The sequence below is a fragment of the Xanthomonas indica genome (assembly GCF_040529045.1).
GTDB classification, from domain to species: Bacteria; Pseudomonadota; Gammaproteobacteria; order Xanthomonadales; family Xanthomonadaceae; genus Xanthomonas_A; species Xanthomonas_A indica.
The window spans coordinates 3,723,824-3,741,790 of record NZ_CP131914.1; the positions used below are offsets into that span (position 1 = coordinate 3,723,824).

Sequence of the window (17,967 nt, forward strand, 5' to 3'; positions counted from 1 at the left end):
GCGATTCCTCAATACCCGGTACTTTCGGCCGGCAGTTCGCCCGCGGCAAACGCCGCGGCGGCCCGCCTCTGGTCCTTGCGCAAGCGCCCGTTGGCGATGCGCCGCACCCACCATGGCAGTTCCCGCACCTGCCCGCCGGTGGCCGCGGCAAGCACATAGGCCTTGGCGCATTTTTCGAACAGTTCCACGTTCAGCGCCAGCCGCTGCGCACTGGTCCCCAGGCACAGCGGGCGCCCGCCCAGCAGCAGGGCGTTGCCGATCTGCGGCGGACCGCTGGTCAACCGGTCCGCAGCCGCCAGCGGTGCCGGCATCGGCCCGATGTGCCGGGCCTGCTCGTCGAACACCTGCGGCAGCACGCCGCCGACATCGGCCAGGCGATGGCCGAACGCGCCCGCCGACCAGGCGCTGGCACCGACGTCGGGACGCCGCAGGTACACCTGCGCGTGCACCTGCGCCGACGCCGGCAGCGCCGGGTCGCGCCAGTCCAGCCACTGCGGCCGCTCCGCATCGAGCGCGCCGCAGCACATCGCCGTGCTGCCCGGACAGCGCAGCGCCAGCGCTGCCGCATCGTCGCCGAGCAGGCGCTTGGCCACGAGCCGCTCGCGGGTGTGCAGCCACAGCGATTCGATGTGCGAGAGGGTGGGCATGCGCTACACCAGCTTGAACACGTCGTCGAAGCGGTTCAGCGCTTCGTCCACCACCGCATCGGTATCGGCGCGGCTGGTGTAGATGCGGCTGCCGGCCAGGGTGATCAGCCCGTGCGCGGAGTACGCCGCGCCCATCTCCTCCATCATGTGCTTGCGCTGCTTGGCTTCGTTGCGCACGCGCCACAGCTTGTACAGGTTGCCGGTGTCCAGCAGCAGCACGCCGGAGGTCTGCAGGTGCACGATCGAGCCCATGTTGTAGACCACGTACGGCAGGCCGAGACGGCGGATGATCGCCTCCAGACCCTGCCGCAGGCGATCGCCGGCGCGGCCGGCCTGGCCGGCGGCATCGCTGCGCTGCGCCTCCAGCAAGGCGTGGTAGCCGGCCACGCAGGACAGCGGATTGGCCGACAGCGTGCCGCCGACGAAGGCCCGCCGCGCCGTGGTGCCGATGCCGCCGACCAGGCTCATCATCACCTCGCGGCGCCCACCGATCGCCCCGGCCATCGGATAGCCGCCGGCCAGGCATTTGCCGAGCACGGTGATGTCCGGCAGGACCCCGAAGTAGCCCTGCGCGCCGCCCGGGCCGAGCCGAAAGCCGGTGACCACCTCGTCGAAGATCAGCAGCGCGCCGAACTCGTCGCAGAGCGTGCGCACCTGCCGGTTGTAGTCGTGATGCACTGGCCGCGTGCCGCTCTCCGGCCCCAGCGGTTCCAGCAGCACCGCCGCGGTGCCGCCGCGCAGGCGGTTGAGCTGCAGCTTGCGGCGCAATGCCTCCAGATCGTTGGGATGGCATTCCTGGGTGTAGGCGGTGGCGCCACGCGGGATGCCGATCGCTTCCATGCGCCCGGTGCCCGGCAGGCGCATGCCGTACACCAACTGGTCGCTCCAGCCGTGGTAGGCGCCGCCGATCTTGATGATCCATTTCTTGCGGGTGTGGGTGCGGGCCAGGCGCACCGCACCCATCACCGCCTCGGTGCCGGAACCGAGCAAGCGCAGCATCTCCACCGCCGGCATGCTGGCGCAGACCAGTTCGGCCAGCTTGACCTCGTATTCGTGCAGCAGGCCGGTCACCGGGCCGCACTGGTCCAGCACCGCCTGCACGTGTTCGCGCAGTTCCGGCGGATTGGACCCGAGCAGGGTCGGGCCGCCGGCCTGCAGGAAGTCGATGTAGCGGTTGCCGTCGACGTCGGTCAGGTACGCGCCCTCGGCGCTGTGCATGGCCAGCGGGAACGGATGGTTGAACGCCAGGTTGTGCTGCACGCCGCCGGGGATCACCTGCTTGGCCGCCTCGCCCAGGCGCCTGGAGCCCTGGCAACGCTCGTCGAAGTAGCGCATCACCTTGGCCATGCCGGCGGCGCCGATCGGCCGCATCGGCTGGTTCACCAGCGCATGGAAGCGCGCGTACAACTGGTCCACATCGGGCCATTGCGAAATGGCGGGGGTCTGGCTCATGGTCGGTGCCGGGTTCGGGGGAGCGGAAACGGAAAGAGCGTGCATGGGGTCAGGACTCCAGTGCGTTGAGGACGGCGCGCAACGGCGCGGCCAGTCCGGTGTCGTGCAGGGCACGGCGTCGGATGCGGCGTGTCAGGTGTTCGCGCGCCACCTGCTCCAGCGCATCGACCGCCGCCACCGCCTGCTCCAGGCTGCGGCCGCAGCACAGCACGCCGTGGTTGCGCATCAGATAGGCGTTGCGCGATGGGCGCAGTTGCCGCGCCAGCAGCCAGGCCAACAGCCCGGTGCCGGACGGGAAGTAACCGACCATCGGCACGCTGTGGCCGATCGCCACCTGCAACGCCGGGTCCTCCACCGGCAGCGCCGCACCGAGCAGCGCGCAGGCGCTGGCCACCGGCTGATGGGTGTGGATGCTGCAGGCCACGTCAGGCCGGCGGCGCAGCACCTGCGCATGCAGCCCGGTCTCCACCGACGGCGTGGCGGCGCCATCCAGTTGCCGCAGGTCGGCCAGGCGCACCACGCAGATGTCTTCGGCGCGCATCGCCAGGTAATCGATGGCCGACGGCGTCACCGCGAAGCGCTCGGCGTCCAGGCGCAAGGCGACGTTGCCGCCGGTCCCGGCCAGGTAGCCGCGCCGCGACAGTTCCACGCACAGCGCGACCACGCGCGCGCGTTGTTCATGGGCAAACATGCTGGGGCACCTCCGGCACGCACTCGGGAAGGGGATTCATGCGCCGGTAGATCGGCGCCAGGGTGCGCTGCAACTCGCGGAACGTCGCATAGCGGTCGTCGTACAGCGCGCGCGTGGCCGCAGACGGTTCGTACACCCGGCGCGCACGTTGCAGCGCCGGCAGGTCGGCGAAGCGCAGCCGGCCCAGGCCCACGCCGGCGATGAAGGTGGCGCCGATCGCATTGGCCTGGATCGGGTTGTGCAGTTGCCGGATCGGCTGGCCGCTGACGTCGGCGATGATCTGGCACCACAGGTCCGACTGCGCGCCGCCGCCGACCGCGGCGACCACCCCGGGATCGCGGCCGAGCAGGCGCGCGAACGGCTCCATCATCCAGCGCGTGTTCAACGCCACGCCTTCCATGAAGGCGCGGATGATGTCCTCGCGGGTGTGCATCAGCGACAGGTTGACCAGGCCGGCGCGCAGGCTGTGGTCCTCCACCGGGGTGCGCTCGCCGAACAGCCACGGCATGTACACCAGGCCGTTGGCGCCCGCCGGCACCCGCGCGGCGATCACGTTGAGCACTTCGTACACGTCCGGGCGCTCCTCGTCGCGGAGCAGTTCGTCCGGATGGAACAGGATGCGGTCGCGCAGGAACGACAGGTTGGCGCCGGCGGTGGACTGCAGCGCGGTGGCCAGGTAGCGCCCGCTCACCGCACACGGCACGGCGGCGATATTGCTGAACACGTCGGTCTTCATCCGCGGCACGTGCGCGCCCAGCCACGACGAGGTGCCGAGGTACAGATGCGAGGCGTAGTCCTCGACGGCCGCGGCCACCGCCACCGCCGAGTTGTCGATGGCGCCGGCGATCACCCGGGTCTGCGGCGACAGGCCCAGCTGCGCGGCCACGCCCGGCAGCAGCGGTCCCAGCACCTCGGTGGAGGCCACCAGGTCCGGCAGCTTGTCGCGCTCGATGCCGAGCAGGCGCAGCAGGCCGTCGTCGTAGCGGATCCGCATCGGGTCGCGGTTGTCGGTGACCCAGGTGGTGAGCACCGAATCGGCGGTGGCGCAGAAGCGCCCGGTCAGGCGCAGGTTGAGATAGTCCAGCGCGTTGAGGAACTTGTGCGTGCGCTGGTAGCGCTGCGGTTCGTGGTCGCGCAGGTAGGCGATGTGGCCGGCGCAATCCTTGCCGCTGCCGGCCGGCGCCCCGCCGCTTAGGCGCAGCCAGCGCAGCAGCTTCAGCGGCGCGTAGCCGCGCACGTTGAGCCAGCGCCCGCGCAGGCGCCGCGCGATCGCCGCCTGCCCGCGCATGTCCAGCCACAGCATGGCATTGCCCAGCGCACGGCCGTCGCGGTCCACGCACACGGTGCACTCGCCCTGGGTGGAGCAACATACCGCGGTCACCCGCCGGCGCAGCGCCTCGCCCCCTTGCAGCACCGCTGCGGCGGTGACCAGCAGCGCGTTCCACCAGTCGCGCGGATCCTGCTCGGCGCACACCCCGTGCACGTGCAGCGGCACCGGTTCGAACGCCCAGGCGATCACCTGGCCGTCCAGGGTGACCAGCGCGCACTTGCAGCCGGAGGTCCCCAGGTCCACCGCCAGCACCAGCGGCTGGTCGCCGCCACGGTCGGCATCGAGCAGTTCGCTGCGCATGGGTCAGAACGTGTAGCCGATCGAGGCCACCAGGGTGTCGCCGTCGGTCTTGCGGATGCGCGCGCCGTCCTGCACCCAGTACAGTTCGTGCGCATTGACCCGGGTGCTGACCCAATCCAGGTTCCAGTCCAGGCCCCAGCGCTTGTGGGTGACGCCGATCTGGTAGTCGGCGAAGCTGCCCTCGCTGAAGTTGCGCAGCTTCTGGTAGCCGGCGTGCAGGCGCAGCGTGGTGGACGGCAACAGCGACGGCAACAGGGGGGTCTGGTAATTGAGATCGCCCAGCAAGGTGCCGCGCGAATCGTGGTCGCCGCGGGCGAAGCAGCGCAGCGCCACGGTCGGGTCGGCGGCGAACTGCAGGATCTGCGCGCACACGCCGCCGGTGTCGGCGCCGCGGTAGGTTTTGGAGAACACGTACAGCAGGCGGCCCTCGACCGCGCCGTAGCCGAGTTCGAGCACGCCGAAATTGCTGTCGTAGTCGGTGCGGCGGATGTCCTCGGGCGTTCCGGTCTCCAAGTCGATCCGGTGCGGGGCCAGGAAGCTGGCACCGGGGAAGCGCTCGGTCGCCAGGCCGACGCCGGCATGCCAGGCATCGGGGTTGCCGAAGCGGTAGCCGGCCGCCGCAGTCATACCCAGGCCGTCGCCGTCGAGGAACTGCTTCTTGCTGACCTTGGCTACCTCCAGCAGCGCGACGAAGCCGCTGGCGTGCACGAACTGGGTGGTCCACTTCAGCGACGGGCGCATCAGCGAGTCGGACACGCCGCGCGTACGCTGCTCGCTCATCAGCTTGATCTGGTTCTGGAACTCGTAGTTGACCATGCCATCGGGGTCGGCCTGCTGGGCCTGGGCCTGGGCCTGGACGCAGCACGCGCCGTGCAGGGCCAGTGCGCCCGCGAGGGTCGCCATGAAGCGGACTGCAGTCATCTCAATCTCCCCTGGTTCGCTGAGGAAGTGGGACGCGCGGCGGCCCGCACGTCGATGGCGCCGGCGCGTTGCGCGCGGCGGGTGGGCTACTTGGCGCAGACCGGCGTGCTGGGCAGCGCCTGCACGCGGGTGAAGCGCTCGGTCTCGCCAAGCACTTCCACGCCGACAAAGGCCCGCAGGTCCAGCGCCTTGCCGCTGGCGCGCAGCGTGGCCTTGTAGCGCTTGCCGCTGCGCGGGTCGAAGGCCCAGCCATCGCGCCAGGTATCGCCGTCCTCGCGCCCGAGGCGCGCGATCTGCACGCCGCAGGTATCGGTGGCGGTGCCGGCGTCCTTGTCCCAGACGATGCGCCCGCACAAGGCGGCGGCCGCATCCGCGCAGGGCGCGAACTCCACCACCGCGTCCTTGGCCGCGGTCAACCACAGCCCCTGCGCCGTGGCCGGGGCGGCGCACGCGGTGGCGCTCGCCAGCAACCATCCGGCGACGGCCGTACCGACCGCGCCGCACCACTTCATTCCCGGACTCGCCTGCATCGAACGCCCCCTCGCCATCGCGCAATTCAGTAGTGAAAACTACCGTATAGCGATCACTACCGTTTTGCAAGCGTTGCACGCACCCTGCTGGCCGCGGACGCAGCAAAGTGCACAGGCCATTGGATTCAAAGGGTTTTTTTGCGTAGCGCCAGGCATGCACCGGCCACTTTTGCGGCGCCGCAACAGCCACCGGCGAAGATGGCGACGCGGATCGGCCCGATTTCGCGCCATGTCAGCCGCCGCGCGCCGAACGCATGCGTCGGTCGCGTGCACTCCACGAACGCAGGCACCTGCGCGCCGCCGAACGCGGTCGGCAACGTCACGCAACGGCTAAAGACAACGGCCAATGCAGCGAGATCGGTCGGCATGGGCTGCCACCTGGCTGCAGCGGCAACCTTCACTACATCGACAATGCACTCTGTCACCCGTGAAGAGCGGCAGTGCCGCTGCGGGCCAGCAAGAGAGAGAGAGGGCGACCGGTACGCGCGACCGGCCGCAAGCGGCCGGTGATGGCGCGGCCGCAGTGGCGGGAAAACCCCGCGCTCAGTGCATCGGCGCCTCCCGCACGCGGGAGGCGCGCGGACGGATCAGGCGTCCTTGCCGGACACGTGCCCGTCGATCTTCGAGGTCTGGTACAGCGCCATGCCGATGCGCTTGATCAGGCCGAGCTGCTGCTCCAGCCACCAGGCATGGTCTTCCTCGGTGTCGCGCAACTGCGCCAGCAGCACGTCGCGGCTGACGTAGTCGCCGTGCTGCTCGCACAGCTTCATGCCCGCGGCCAGATTGGCGCGCACTTCGTACTCGACCTTGAGGTCCTTCTCCAGCATCTCCTCGACCGTGCGTCCGGGTTCGAAGGCATGCGGGCGCATGTCCGGGTCGCCCTCCAGGAACAGGATGCGCCGCAGCAGCGCATCGGCGTGCTCGGTCTCCTCTTCCATCTCGTGGTTGATGCGTTCGTACAGCGCCAGCAGGCCCTGGTCCTCGTAACGCCGCGAGTGGATGAAATACTGGTCGCGCGCGGCCAGCTCGCCGCGCAGCAGCTCCTTGAGGCATTGCACAACGTCGGGGTGTCCCTTCATGGGGCGGGCTCCGTGGGGTCGACTGAGGGCGCCATAGTGCCCGATGCCGCCGCGCCGCGTTCCAATCGGAATCATTCACATCCCGAGTCGCACCACCCACGATGCGTGACCCCGCGCACAGCGTGCCGCGCCTACGCGGGAACGACACGCACTCGTGTCTAGAATCGGAGACTTGCCACCGGAGAGAGACGATGCGCGGTCGATGGAAACGCCTGCTGCTGGGCATGCTGCTGCTGGCGGCAGCCCTGGTGCTGTGCGTCTGGCTGCTGCTGCGCGGCAGCCTGGCCACGCTCGACGGCGATGCCCCGCTGCAAGGCCTGCAGGCGCCGGTGAGCATCCAACGCGACGCGCTGGGCGTGGTCACCATCGAGGCCGCCGACGAAGCCGATGCGATGCGCGCGCTCGGCTACGTGCACGCCCAGGAACGCTTCTTCGAGATGGACCTGCTGCGCCGCGCCGCCGCCGGCGAACTGTCCGAGCTGGTCGGCCCGCACGCACTGGACGTGGACAAGGCGCGGCGCGCGCATCGCCTGCGTGCCCGCAGCAGCGCGCAGCTGGCCGCGTTCGCCGGCACGCATGCAGCGGCGCTGCAGGCCTACAGCGCCGGCGTCAACCAGGGCCTGCACGCGCTGCGGGTGCGGCCGTGGCCGTACCTGGTGCTATTCGCTGCGCCGCGTGACTGGCAGCCGGTGGATTCGGCGCTGGCCGGCCAGGCGATGTACTTCGATCTGCAGGGCAAGCAGCTCGAGCGCAAGCTGGACCTGTACCGCCTGCAGCAGCGCTTGCCGGCGCCGCTGTACGCCCTGCTGCGCCACGAGGGCAGCAGTTGGGACGCCGCCCTGGATGGCAGCGTACGCGGCGATGCGCTGCTGCCCGCCGCCGATCAGGTCGATCTGCGGCGCCTCGCGGACGCGCCCGCCGCCACCGGCGCCGTGGCCAGCAGCGCGCCCGGCAGCAACAACTGGGCCATCGCCGGCAGCCGCACCGCCGACGGCCGCGCCATCGTCGCCAACGACATGCACCTGGGCCTGCGCGCGCCCAGCCTGTGGTTCCGGGTACGCCTGCGCTATGCCGATGCGCAGGCGCCGGGAGGCCGCGTGGACGTGTCGGGGTTCTCGCTGCCGGGGCTGCCGGCGGTGATCGTCGGCAGCAACGGCCACATCGCCTGGGGCTTCACCAACAGCTATGCCGATACCGCCGACTGGTACCGGCTCACCCCATGCGCGGCGGTCGCGCAGCCCGGCTGCACACCGGTCACCGTGCACCGCGAGCAGATCCGCGTCTCCGGCGCGCCCGCCACCACGCTGCAGGTGGAGGACACCGCCTACGGCCCGATCCTGCAGCACGAGCCCGATGGCAGCGCACTGGCGCTGCGCTGGGCGGCGCAATTGCCGGGCGCGCTGAACCTGGGGCTGGCCGACTTCGCCCGCACCGATACGCTGGGCAGCGCCTTCGCGCGCGCGCAAGGCATCGCCACGCCGGCGCAGAACCTGGTGCTGGCCGACCGCGACGGCCACATCGGCTGGCGCGTGCTCGGCCCGCTGCCGCTGCGCGGCCCGCACTGCGTGGCCGACGCGGTGATGCACGACGTGCGCGCGACGGTGCCCGCGGACGCCCGCTGCGCGCCGTGGCCGCTGTCCACCACGCAGTCGCCGCAGCGCATCGACCCCGCCGACGGGCAACTGTGGACCGCCAATGCCCGCGTGGTCGGCGGTGCCGACCTGGCACCGATCGGCGATGGCGGCTACGCGCTGGGCGCGCGCGCGCAGCAGATCCGCGACGACCTGCGCCTGCACCCGCACCTCAACGAACAGCAGTTGCTGGCGATCCAGCTCGACGACCGCGCGCTGTTCCTGCAGCGCTGGTGGGCGCTGCTGCAGCAACGCGACGCCGACGCGGCCACACCGGCGCTGCATGCCGTGTCGCAGGCGGCCAAGCACTGGGAGGGCCGCGCCAGCACCGGCTCGGTGAGCTACACCGTGGTCCGCGCGTGGCGCCTGGCGGTGTTGACGCGGATCCGCGACGGCCTCATCGCGCCGGCCCGTGCCGGCTCCGGCGGCGCTGCCGCGCCACCGCCGCTGCCGCAGCTGGAAGGCGTGGCCTGGCCACTGCTGCAGCAACAGCCGCTGCACCTGTTGCCGCGCCGCTACGGCAGTTGGCAGGCGCTGCTGGAAGACGCCGCCGCCGAGGTACGCACGACGCTGCAGGCCGATGGCCCGCTGGACACGCGCCGCTGGGGCCTGGAGAACCGCGCGGCGATCTGCCATCCGCTGGCGCAGGGCCTGCCGGCGCCGCTGCGTCGCTGGCTGTGCATGCCGGACACGCCGCTGCCCGGCGACGACGACATGCCGCGCGTGCAGCGCCCGGCCTTCGGCGCTTCCGAGCGCATGGTGGTGGCGCCGGGCCACGAGGCCGACGGCATCGTGCACATGCCGGGCGGCCAGAGCGGCCATCCGCTGTCGCCGTTCTGGGGTGCCGGCCATGCCGACTGGGTGCAGGGTCGCGCCACAAAGTTCCTGCCCGGCCCGACCCGGCACACGCTGACATTAAGGCCGCCCGCTCCACAATGACCCGATCTCGGTTCCGCGCACGCGTCTGTCTCATGCGCCGGCCTACCGTCTTCCCTCCCCCCACTGCCGAGTCTGCCTACCGATGAAGCGCCCTCCCCTGCTCGCCCTGTTGCTGCCACTTGCCGCGGCCGTGTCGTTCTCCGCCTGTGCCACGCCGGCCGCCGACGCGCCGGCTGCCGCGTCCGACTGCAGCGTGCACGCCGAACCCGGCGACGATCTGCAGGCCGCCATCGACCGCGTCCCCAACGACGGCAAACCCGCCACGGTGTGCCTGAGCGCCGGCGAGTTCCCGGTCGGCAAGCTGCTGTCGATCCAGCGCGACGGCCTGCGCCTGCGCGGCCAGGGCGACAGCACCGTGCTGCGCATGCGCGATCACGTGCAGCAACCCACCATCGTCATCGGCGACTATCAGAACGAGCGCCCGATCCGGCCGATCCGCGACGTGCGCGTGGAGCAGTTGCAGATCATCGGCGGCACCATCGACAAGGAGTTCATGCCCGAGCGCCCGTACCTGAGCAACAGCCTGGTGGTGGTGCGCAACGGCCAGAACATCCAGCTGACCCACCTGCGGGTGAGCAAGTGCCGCAGCGCCTGCCTGCTCAGCGAGTTCGACAGCCGCGACCTGCTGATCGCGCACAACGACGTGTCCGGGGCGATCTGGGACGGGGTGTCGTTCAACCGCACCGCCAAGGTCAAGCTGATCGACAACGTGATCCACGACAACGTCGCCGCCGGCATCACCACCGAGCACCTGGAAGACAGCGAGATCCGCGACAACCGCCTGGAGCGCAACGGCAGCCAGGGCGTGTACCTGGCCGACGCACGCCGCAACCTGTTCGCGGGCAACCAGTTCATCGACAACAAGGGCGCCGGGCTCTACCTGACCTGCTCGATCCGCCAGCGCACGCCGCAGATCCTGTGCTGGGACAACAGCATGAGCCAGGACAACACCTTCGAGAACAACACCTTTCGCGGCAATCCCTACACCTACACCATCGGCGTGGACAGCGCGGCCAACTGCACCGGCAAGGACTTCCGCCCCAACCTGTGGCGCAAGAACAACCAGGCCGATGCCTCGGGCATCGACATCCAGCCCGAACGCTTCGGCCACTGCGTGCGCTTCGAGTAAGCGCGCGCTGCCGCCTCGCCGCCCCTGCCGCCTCGCCTGTCTCGGGCAGGGCGGCGTGGCGCGTGGCGCGGTCGTCGCGCCGGACGCGGCGCTGACGCGCGGCACGCGTCCGGCGCGGGCAGCCCGCGGCCCTCCCCCTGGTACCGCATGACGGCCCGCCATGACCCCGGCGGCGCAAGCAGTCGGCGAAGATGCTAAAGCTCCGCCTGCAGCGGCCGCTAACCGGTGACGACGCCCCAGCGACCGATGGACCGCGCTGGACCACCGCACCGGCCGTGCCGCGCAGACGCTGGAGCACTGCAGCGCCCCTCAGGGAACGCAGATGACCTACCCCAACCACATCCGCCGCGTGCTTGGCCGGCCGATCCTGGCCCTGCAATGCCTGATCCTGCTTGCCTGGCCGGTGTCGCTGCTGTGCAATCCGTATCTGCAGCAGCCCTTGGACCTGCGCTACGCGCTGGCCTTCGCCGCGCTGCTCGGCACCAGCGCGATCATGTGCCTGACCAAGCGATTCTGGCAGTGGCGGCTGTTCGGCTTCCTGTCCGTGCTCGCGGCCGGCGCCGCGCTCCGGCTCGAGTTGCACGACATGGGCGCCGCCAGCGTGGACTGGATGCTGCCGGTCGCGGTGACCCTGTGCCTTGGACAGAGCATCCTGTTCTCTTACTCCCGCGACTATCTGCTGGCGATGGTCGCCACCTGGGCAATCCTGCTCGGCTGGCAGGACACGCTGGTGACCTCGTCCGCCGACCTGCCGCTGTTGATCATCCTGGTGGCGGCGGTGACCCTGATCGGCGTCACCCTCAACCGCACCTTCGTCACCGCGATGCGCACCACGCATGCGCTCAAGGAAGGCTACCGGCGCCTTGCCGAGACCGACGCGTTGACCGGCATTCCCAACCGGCGTGCGCTGATGGCCGACCTGCAGACCGCGGCGAGCGCGCCGCAGCTGCTGCAGTTCGCCATGCTGGACATCGACGACTTCAAGCAGATCAACGACCAGCATGGCCATCATGTCGGCGATGCGGTGCTGCAGGCGCTGGCGACGGAACTGCTGCGGCTGGACCCGCGCTGCCGTGTCGGCCGCCTCGGCGGCGAGGAGTTCGGCCTGCTGTTCGAAGGTCTGTCGCAGGCGAAGGCCAACGACCTGCTGCAGCGGCTGCTGCAACGCGTCCGCGGCCTGCAGGTGGACGGCGTGCGCTTCGCGTTCAGTGCCGGCCTGGCGTCGCTGTCGCCAGGCGGCGAGGTGTCCGACCTGCTCGCACGCGCCGACCGCGCGCTGTATGCCGCCAAGGGCAGCGGCAAGGGCGTGATCCGGCTCGACACGGCGCCCGCCCCTGCGCCCGCCGCGGCATCGGCGATTGCGGTCGGCGATGCCACGATGCCCTCGACGAGCACGGTATGACCCGTGCGGGCCGCTACACGGCCCGCCATAGCAGGCGCAGGCCCAATCCGCTCATCAGCACCGCACTGAGCCGGTCCAGCGGCCGCCGCGCACGCATCCACCAGCGCCGAGGCGCCGGCGCGGACAACGCCCCGGCCACGAGCGCGAACCAGGCCGCATCGGTGGCGAAGGCCAGCAGCGGCAGCGCGACATCGTCTTCCAGCACGCGCTGCGCTGGCAGCAGCGCGGCGAACAGGCCGGCGAACACCAGCGCGGTCTGCGGGTTGCCGAGTTGGGTCAACAAGCCCATGACGAAGGCCGAACGCACGGCCGGCACCTCCTGTGCCAACGCGACGGGCGGGGCCGGCGTTCGCCACGCCCGCCAGGCCAGCCACAGCAGATAGACGGCACCGGCAACCGACAGCGCACGGTGCAGCGCCGGCACCCGTTCCAGCACCGCCTGCAGGCCGAACAACGCCGCCAGCGCGAACAGGGCGCATCCCACGCCCATGCCCAGCGCCGCGGCGACCCCGGCCGCGCGCGAGCGTCCGGCGGCCAGCCGCGCCACCAGCAGGAAGCTTGCGCCGGGGCTGATCGCCCCCAGCAGCAGCACGCCTGCGATCGCCAGCAGGCTGGCAGCGGTCATCCCAGTGCCTGCGCGTGCACCCCCGCCACCGCACGACCGGAGGGATCGGCCATGGCCGCGAAGCTGGCATCCCAGGCGATCGCCGCCGGCGAGGAACAGGCGATCGACTTGCCGCCGGGCACGGTCTCGGCCGCGGCCGGGGTCGGGAACACGCGCTCGAACAGGCTGCGGTAGTAATAGGCTTCCTTGGTCTGCGGCGGGTTCACCGGGAAGCGCTTGTCGGCCGCGGCCAGTTCGCGGTCGCTGACCTGGGCCTCGGCGTGCGCCTTCAGCCCGTCGATCCAGCCATAGCCGACGCCGTCGCTGAACTGCTCCTTCTGCCGCCACAGGATCGACTCGGGCAAGTAGCCCTCGAAGGCTTCGCGCAGCACCGCCTTCTCGATGCGCTTGCTGCCGTCGGCGCGGGTGCCGGCCATCTTGTACTGGGCATCCATGCGCATGGCCACGTCCAGGAACTCCACGTCCAGGAACGGCACGCGCGGCTCCACGCCCCAGGCCATCATCGACTTGTTGGCGCGCAGGCAATCGTAGTTGTACAGCGCGTCGAGCTTGCGGATCAGTTCCTCGTGGAACTCGCGCGCGTTCGGCGCCTTGTGGAAGTACAGGTAGCCGCCGAAGATCTCGTCGCTGCCTTCGCCGGACAGCACCATCTTCACGCCCATCGCCTTGATCCGCCGCGCCAGCAGGAACATCGGCGTGGAGGCGCGGATGGTGGTGACGTCGTAGGTCTCGATGTGCCGGATCACCTCCGGCAGCGCGTCCAGGCCTTCCTCGAAGGTGTACTCGAAGCCGTGATGCACGGTACCCAGGGCCTCGGCGGCGATCGCCGCGGCGGCCAGGTCCGGCGAGCCCTTCAGGCCGATCGCGAACGAGTGCAGGCGCGGCCACCAGGCCTCGGCCTCGTCGTTCTCCTCGATGCGCTTGCGCGCGAAGCGCGCGGCCACCGCCGCCACCAGCGACGAATCCAGCCCACCGGAGAGCAGCACGCCATACGGCACGTCGGTCATCAGTTGGCGGTGCACGGCGCGCTCGAAGGCCTCGCGCAGTTCCTGCTTGCCGACCTCCACGCCCTGCACTGCGGCGTAGTCGCGCCACGGCTTGCGGTAGTACTGCACGAGTTCGCCGCTGGCGCTGTCGTAGTAGTGGCCCGGCGGGAACTGGGCGACGTCGGCACAGCTGTCGGCCAGCGACTTCATCTCCGACGCCACGCGCAGCCGGCCTTGCGCGTCATGGCCCCAGTACAGCGGGCACACGCCCATCGGATCGCGCGCGACCAGCACGCGGCCGGCGGCCTTGTCCCACAGCGCGAAGGCGAAGATGCCGTTGAGGCGGTTCAGCAGCGCGTCCGGCGTGGTCTCGCGGTACAGCGCGTTGATCACCTCGCAGTCCGAGCCGGTCTGGAAGGCGTAGGGCTGGGCCAGTTGCTTCTTCAGTTCGCGATGGTTGTAGATCTCGCCGTTGACCGCCAGCGCCAGTTGCCCGTCGTCGGAGAGCAGCGGCTGCGAACCGCCGGCCGGATCGACGATGGCCAGGCGCTCGTGGACCAGGATCGCGCCGTCGTCGACATACACGCCGCTCCAGTCCGGACCGCGGTGGCGCTGCCGCTGCGAGCAGTCCAGCGCCTGCCGCCGCAGGGCCTGCAGGTCGTCGCCCGGTTGCAGGCCGAAGATGCCGAAGATCGAACACATGGGAAAGCTCCTGATCGTGGGGTGGTGGTCGCGAGGGATGCACACTCCAGGCACAAAAAAACCCGCATCGGCCGATGCGGGTTTTCTGGTGGCTGGGCGTGGTGTTTCTGGTAGCGCCTAGTCGCAGACCCGCATCGGCCGCGCACAATTATTCGCCAGCGCATGATTGCGGCCGTTGGCGTTGCTCGAGCGGAGGGCGGGCAGCGAGGTCATGCAGCGACCGTAACCCGCCGCGCGGGCCGGTGCAACTGTTACCGCAGCAACCGTTCGATCAGGCGCAGGTACAGATCCGGCAGCGCCTGCAGGTCGGCCACGCGCACGTGCTCGTCGACCTGGTGGATGCTGGCGTTGACCGGGCCGACCTCGATGCACTGCGCGCCAAGCGGCGCGATGAAGCGTGCATCGGAGGTGCCGCCGCCGGTGCTCTCCTCCGGCGGCGCGCCGGCAACCTCCCCCAGCACCTCGCGCGCCACCCGGCGCAGCGTGCCTTCCGGCGTGTAGAACGGCTCGCCGCTGCGGTGCCAGCGCAGGTCGTAGTCCAGTCCATGGCGATCGAACAGGGCGGCGATCTCCGCCTCCAGCCGCGGCGCGTCCCAGTGCGGGGTGTAGCGCAGGTTGAAGGCGACCTGCAGCTCGCCGGGGATCACGTTGTTGGCGCCGGTGCCGGCGTGCACGTTGGAAATCTGCAGACTGGTCGGCGGGAAGCTTTCGTAGCCGTCGTCCCAGTGCCGCGCGACCAGGTCGGCCAGCGCCGGCGCGGCCAGGTGGATCGGGTTGCGCGCCTTGTGCGGATAGGCCACGTGCCCCTGCACGCCGCGCACGCGCAGCGCGCCGGAGAGGCTGCCACGGCGGCCGACCCGCAGCAGGTCGCCGAGCCGTTCGGTGGACGAGGGTTCGCCGGTGATGCACCAGTCGATGCGTTCGCCGCGCTCGGCGAACACGCGCGCCACGTGGCGCACGCCGTCGATCGCATCGCCTTCCTCGTCACTGGTCAGCAGCAGCGCCAGCGTGCCCGGGTGCTGCGGCTGCGCGGCCACGAATCGCTCGGCGGCGACCACGAACGCGGCCACGCTGCCCTTCATGTCGGCGGCGCCGCGTCCGTACAGCACGCCGTCGCGCATCTGCGGAACGAACGGATCGCTGGCCCAGGCCTCGCGCGGTCCCGGCGGCACCACGTCGGTATGCCCGAGCAGCGCCAGCACCGGACCGTCGCCGCCGCGGTGGGTCGCCCACAGGTTGTCGACCTGCCCGCAGCGCAACCGCTCGATGACGAAACCGGCGCGCTGCAGCCGCTGCGCAATCAGGTCCTGGCACCCGGCATCCTCGGGGGTGACCGACGGGCGGGCGATCAGGTCGCAGGCGAGTTCAAGGACATCGGACATGCAGGGACACCATTGGAAAGCACCAGGGAGACGCGATGAGGATCGCCGGCGGCAGCGTCGCGGGCGGGCGGCGCCGGAAACGCAGTGTACGAGCGGGACTGGCGGATTCGAAGCGTCGGCCAGGATCGCCTGGCGGGGGTGTGGCCGCGATTCCGGCCGCCGCTACGGGACGGCGCCGGGCCAGCGCATGCACTGCACGCGCACCGCGAAGGCCTCGTTGCCGGGCATGCGCCCACGCTGCAGGCCGGTCTCGACGAAACCGCAGGCACGGTAGAACGCGAGCGCCGCGGCATTGCCTTCCAGCAGTTCCAGGGTCAGGCCGGCCGGGCTGGCGTCCTGCACAGCGGCCACCAGCGCCTGGCCGACGCCGCGCCGGCGCGCGGCCGGATCCACGTACAGCCAGGCCAGTTCCTCGCCATCGTCGGCGACGAAACCGAGCACCTGGCCCTGCCACTCGGCGACCTGCACGCGGTAGTCGAACAGGGCCTCGCGCTCGGCTGCGATCGGCAGCGGCAGGAACGCCTCCACCAGGCCCGCCGCCTGCAATTCCTCCAGACGCGCGGCATCGTGGATGGCGCACAGCCGCGCCCAGTCCTCGGCCCGGTACGGGCGGATGTTCACGCCACCCCGAATCGCTGCTTGAAGCCGTTGTCGGAGAAGCCCTGGCTGAGCCGGCCGTCGTCGGTCACCACCACCGGCCGCCGGATCAGCTGCGGATACTCGCGCAGCAGCAACTTCCACTCGGCATCGGAGCCAGGTGTCTTCTTGTTGTCGGGCAGTTGCCGCCAAGTGGTGGAGGATTTGTTGACCAAGGCGTCGAACCCGCCGGCCTGGCCGGCCCAGTCCAGCAGGGTGTCCGGCGTCGGCTTATGCTCGCGGTAATCGACGAAGGTGTAGGCCACGCCGAAGCGGTCCAGCCACTTGGTCGCTTTCTTGCAGGTGTCGCAGTTCTTCAATCCGTACAACGTCGTCATCGAAACATCCCTTCAAGCGAGGAAGCGTGGCTAACAACACGTTGCGAGCAGCCGACAGATGGCCGGGACGGCGCGCGCAGGAACCGGAGTGTACAAGTGCGTACATGATTCCGAGCACCCTCCCCGCTCGCCTGGCGGCTGCGCAGCAGATCCGTTAGCCGCTCCAAGCCCCTCTCTCATCGGGAGAGGGGTCGGGGTGAGGGTCGGTGCGCCGTGCTGCCATGGCACATGCAGACAGCCCGCGTTGCCTCACCGCCCGCGGACGCCATCGGTGCCGTTGCTGCAGTGAGACGGAGCGATCGGACAGCCACCTCTCGCTAGACCCCGCCTCACTGCGCCGGCAGCTCCTGGAGCTTCGCCGAGTCGATACGCCAGCGCAGCTGCGCCGCCGAGGCCCCGTCCACCCCATTGACCCGGCGCAGCACGTAGTCGCCGCGGAAGCGTTGCCGGGTGCCGTCGGTCAGCGTCGCCTCCACGGTGACCGGCACGGGCTGATACACCGAGCCGGCGGCACCGTCGCCGGCGCCGAGCGCGCCGATCGTCACTGTCACCGCACGGGTCCTGGCGAAGCCGGCCTTGAACGCGTCGTAGGACTGCCCCGGGCGTCCGTCCTCGCCCCATTGCTGCCAGGCCACCGGGTAGTCGCGCGCGTTGATCGCCGCGTAGTAGCGCCGCACCACGTCGGCCGCTGCCTGCGGGCTGTCGGCGGCCGCACCGCACCCGGCGGTGGTGGTCGGTCCGTCGCGACCGAGCAGCGCGCAACTGCGGGCGATCTCGTCGTCGATCATGGCGCAGCTGTTGGCGGCGTTGCAGGGCGGATGCGTGGCCGGCGACACCGCGCGGCAGGTGGCCACGCGCGCCGCCGCGGCATCGGCACCGATCTCGGCGGCGCAGGACAGCGGCTCACCTGCGGCGCTGGCGCTTTGCACCGTCGTCGCAGGCGGTTGCGCAGGTGCAGCTGTCGCGGCCGACACGGGGTTTGACGCAGTAGCCGCTGCCGGGGTGTCGCTATCCTTGGGCGCCGCCGGCGCCGGCGCACCCTCACGGCCGCATCCGGACAGCGCCAACGCTGCAGTCATCCAGCAAGCCCATTTGATCTTTCGCATCGGTGTCTCCTGTCGGCGCAGCGGCAGCACCCGACGACGGTCTGCGCCGGGCATCGTCGGGTCCGATACGCGCCGCCGAGGCAGCGCCTGAACCCGTGTGTGGCAGCGTATCCGGCCACCGATGTACGTCGGGTATGCGCC

17 protein-coding genes and 1 other RNA gene are annotated in these 17,967 nt (G+C 70.7%); 3 read left to right on the forward strand and 15 right to left on the reverse strand.

What is annotated here, in order from left to right; genetic code table 11:
- Window positions 1–8: 8 nt before the first annotated feature.
- The 8 genes from Q7W82_RS16170 to bfr form a co-directional block, all read right to left on the reverse strand.
- Window positions 9–647, reverse strand: coding sequence for a hypothetical protein (locus Q7W82_RS16170; protein ID WP_242159333.1), 639 nt, complete (start codon window positions 645–647; stop codon window positions 9–11).
- Window positions 648–650: 3 nt separating this feature from the next.
- The gene (locus Q7W82_RS16175) at window positions 651–2,099 is read right to left on the reverse strand and encodes an aminotransferase class III-fold pyridoxal phosphate-dependent enzyme (RefSeq protein ID WP_242159334.1); all 1,449 of its coding nucleotides are present in this window, start codon (window positions 2,097–2,099) and stop codon (window positions 651–653) included.
- Window positions 2,100–2,148: 49 nt separating this feature from the next.
- Window positions 2,149–2,790, reverse strand: coding sequence for a class II aldolase/adducin family protein (locus tag Q7W82_RS16180; RefSeq protein ID WP_242159335.1), 642 nt, complete (start codon window positions 2,788–2,790; stop codon window positions 2,149–2,151).
- On the reverse strand, window positions 2,777–4,420 hold the full coding sequence (locus tag Q7W82_RS16185) for an FGGY-family carbohydrate kinase (protein WP_242159336.1): 1,644 nt from the start codon (window positions 4,418–4,420) through the stop codon (window positions 2,777–2,779). The genes Q7W82_RS16180 and Q7W82_RS16185 overlap by 14 nt, the downstream gene beginning before the upstream one ends.
- Before the next feature lie 3 nt (window positions 4,421–4,423).
- On the reverse strand, window positions 4,424–5,323 hold the full coding sequence (locus Q7W82_RS16190; protein WP_242159337.1) for a TorF family putative porin: 900 nt from the start codon (window positions 5,321–5,323) through the stop codon (window positions 4,424–4,426).
- A gap of 104 nt (window positions 5,324–5,427) precedes the next feature.
- Complete coding sequence (locus tag Q7W82_RS16195; protein ID WP_242159338.1) at window positions 5,428–5,853, reverse strand: DUF2147 domain-containing protein; 426 nt, start codon at window positions 5,851–5,853, stop codon at window positions 5,428–5,430.
- A gap of 143 nt (window positions 5,854–5,996) precedes the next feature.
- Window positions 5,997–6,239, reverse strand: coding sequence for a hypothetical protein (locus Q7W82_RS16200; RefSeq protein ID WP_242159339.1), 243 nt, complete (start codon window positions 6,237–6,239; stop codon window positions 5,997–5,999).
- Between the two features lie 219 nt (window positions 6,240–6,458).
- A complete protein-coding gene (gene bfr / locus Q7W82_RS16205; RefSeq protein WP_026143459.1) occupies window positions 6,459–6,950 on the reverse strand; it encodes a bacterioferritin in 492 nt (163 codons plus the stop codon).
- Window positions 6,951–7,141: 191 nt separating this feature from the next.
- Here bfr and Q7W82_RS16210 point away from each other — a divergent pair, with 191 nt between their 5' ends.
- From Q7W82_RS16210 to Q7W82_RS16220, 3 genes are all read left to right on the forward strand, one after another.
- Window positions 7,142–9,520 carry a penicillin acylase family protein gene (locus Q7W82_RS16210; RefSeq protein ID WP_242159340.1) on the forward strand — a complete coding sequence of 793 codons (2,379 nt, stop codon included), beginning with the start codon at window positions 7,142–7,144 and terminating at the stop codon, window positions 9,518–9,520.
- 82 nt (window positions 9,521–9,602) lie between these two features.
- A complete protein-coding gene (locus tag Q7W82_RS16215; RefSeq protein WP_242159341.1) occupies window positions 9,603–10,649 on the forward strand; it encodes a right-handed parallel beta-helix repeat-containing protein in 1,047 nt (348 codons plus the stop codon).
- Between the two features lie 322 nt (window positions 10,650–10,971).
- Window positions 10,972–12,051, forward strand: a complete 1,080-nt coding sequence (locus Q7W82_RS16220) for a GGDEF domain-containing protein (RefSeq protein ID WP_242159342.1) — start codon at window positions 10,972–10,974, stop codon at window positions 12,049–12,051.
- 13 nt (window positions 12,052–12,064) lie between these two features.
- Here the strand turns inward: Q7W82_RS16220 and Q7W82_RS16225 are convergent, their stop codons facing one another.
- The 7 genes from Q7W82_RS16225 to Q7W82_RS16255 form a co-directional block, all read right to left on the reverse strand.
- Complete coding sequence (locus Q7W82_RS16225; RefSeq protein ID WP_242159343.1) at window positions 12,065–12,676, reverse strand: LysE family transporter; 612 nt, start codon at window positions 12,674–12,676, stop codon at window positions 12,065–12,067.
- A complete protein-coding gene (asnB, locus tag Q7W82_RS16230) occupies window positions 12,673–14,364 on the reverse strand; it encodes an asparagine synthase B (RefSeq protein ID WP_242159344.1) in 1,692 nt (563 codons plus the stop codon). Before asnB ends, Q7W82_RS16225 begins: the two co-directional genes overlap by 4 nt.
- Window positions 14,365–14,615: 251 nt before the next feature.
- The gene (dapE, locus tag Q7W82_RS16235) at window positions 14,616–15,746 is read right to left on the reverse strand and encodes a succinyl-diaminopimelate desuccinylase (RefSeq protein WP_242159345.1); all 1,131 of its coding nucleotides are present in this window, start codon (window positions 15,744–15,746) and stop codon (window positions 14,616–14,618) included.
- A 162-nt stretch (window positions 15,747–15,908) separates the two neighbouring features.
- A complete protein-coding gene (locus tag Q7W82_RS16240) occupies window positions 15,909–16,367 on the reverse strand; it encodes a GNAT family N-acetyltransferase (RefSeq protein ID WP_242159346.1) in 459 nt (152 codons plus the stop codon).
- A complete protein-coding gene (locus Q7W82_RS16245) occupies window positions 16,364–16,720 on the reverse strand; it encodes an arsenate reductase (protein WP_242159347.1) in 357 nt (118 codons plus the stop codon). Before Q7W82_RS16245 ends, Q7W82_RS16240 begins: the two co-directional genes overlap by 4 nt.
- A 28-nt stretch (window positions 16,721–16,748) precedes the next feature.
- A non-coding RNA gene (locus tag Q7W82_RS16250) (sX9 sRNA) lies at window positions 16,749–16,826 on the reverse strand.
- A 223-nt stretch (window positions 16,827–17,049) separates the two neighbouring features.
- On the reverse strand, window positions 17,050–17,649 hold the full coding sequence (locus Q7W82_RS16255) for a hypothetical protein (protein ID WP_242159348.1): 600 nt from the start codon (window positions 17,647–17,649) through the stop codon (window positions 17,050–17,052).
- Window positions 17,650–17,967 lie beyond the last annotated feature (318 nt).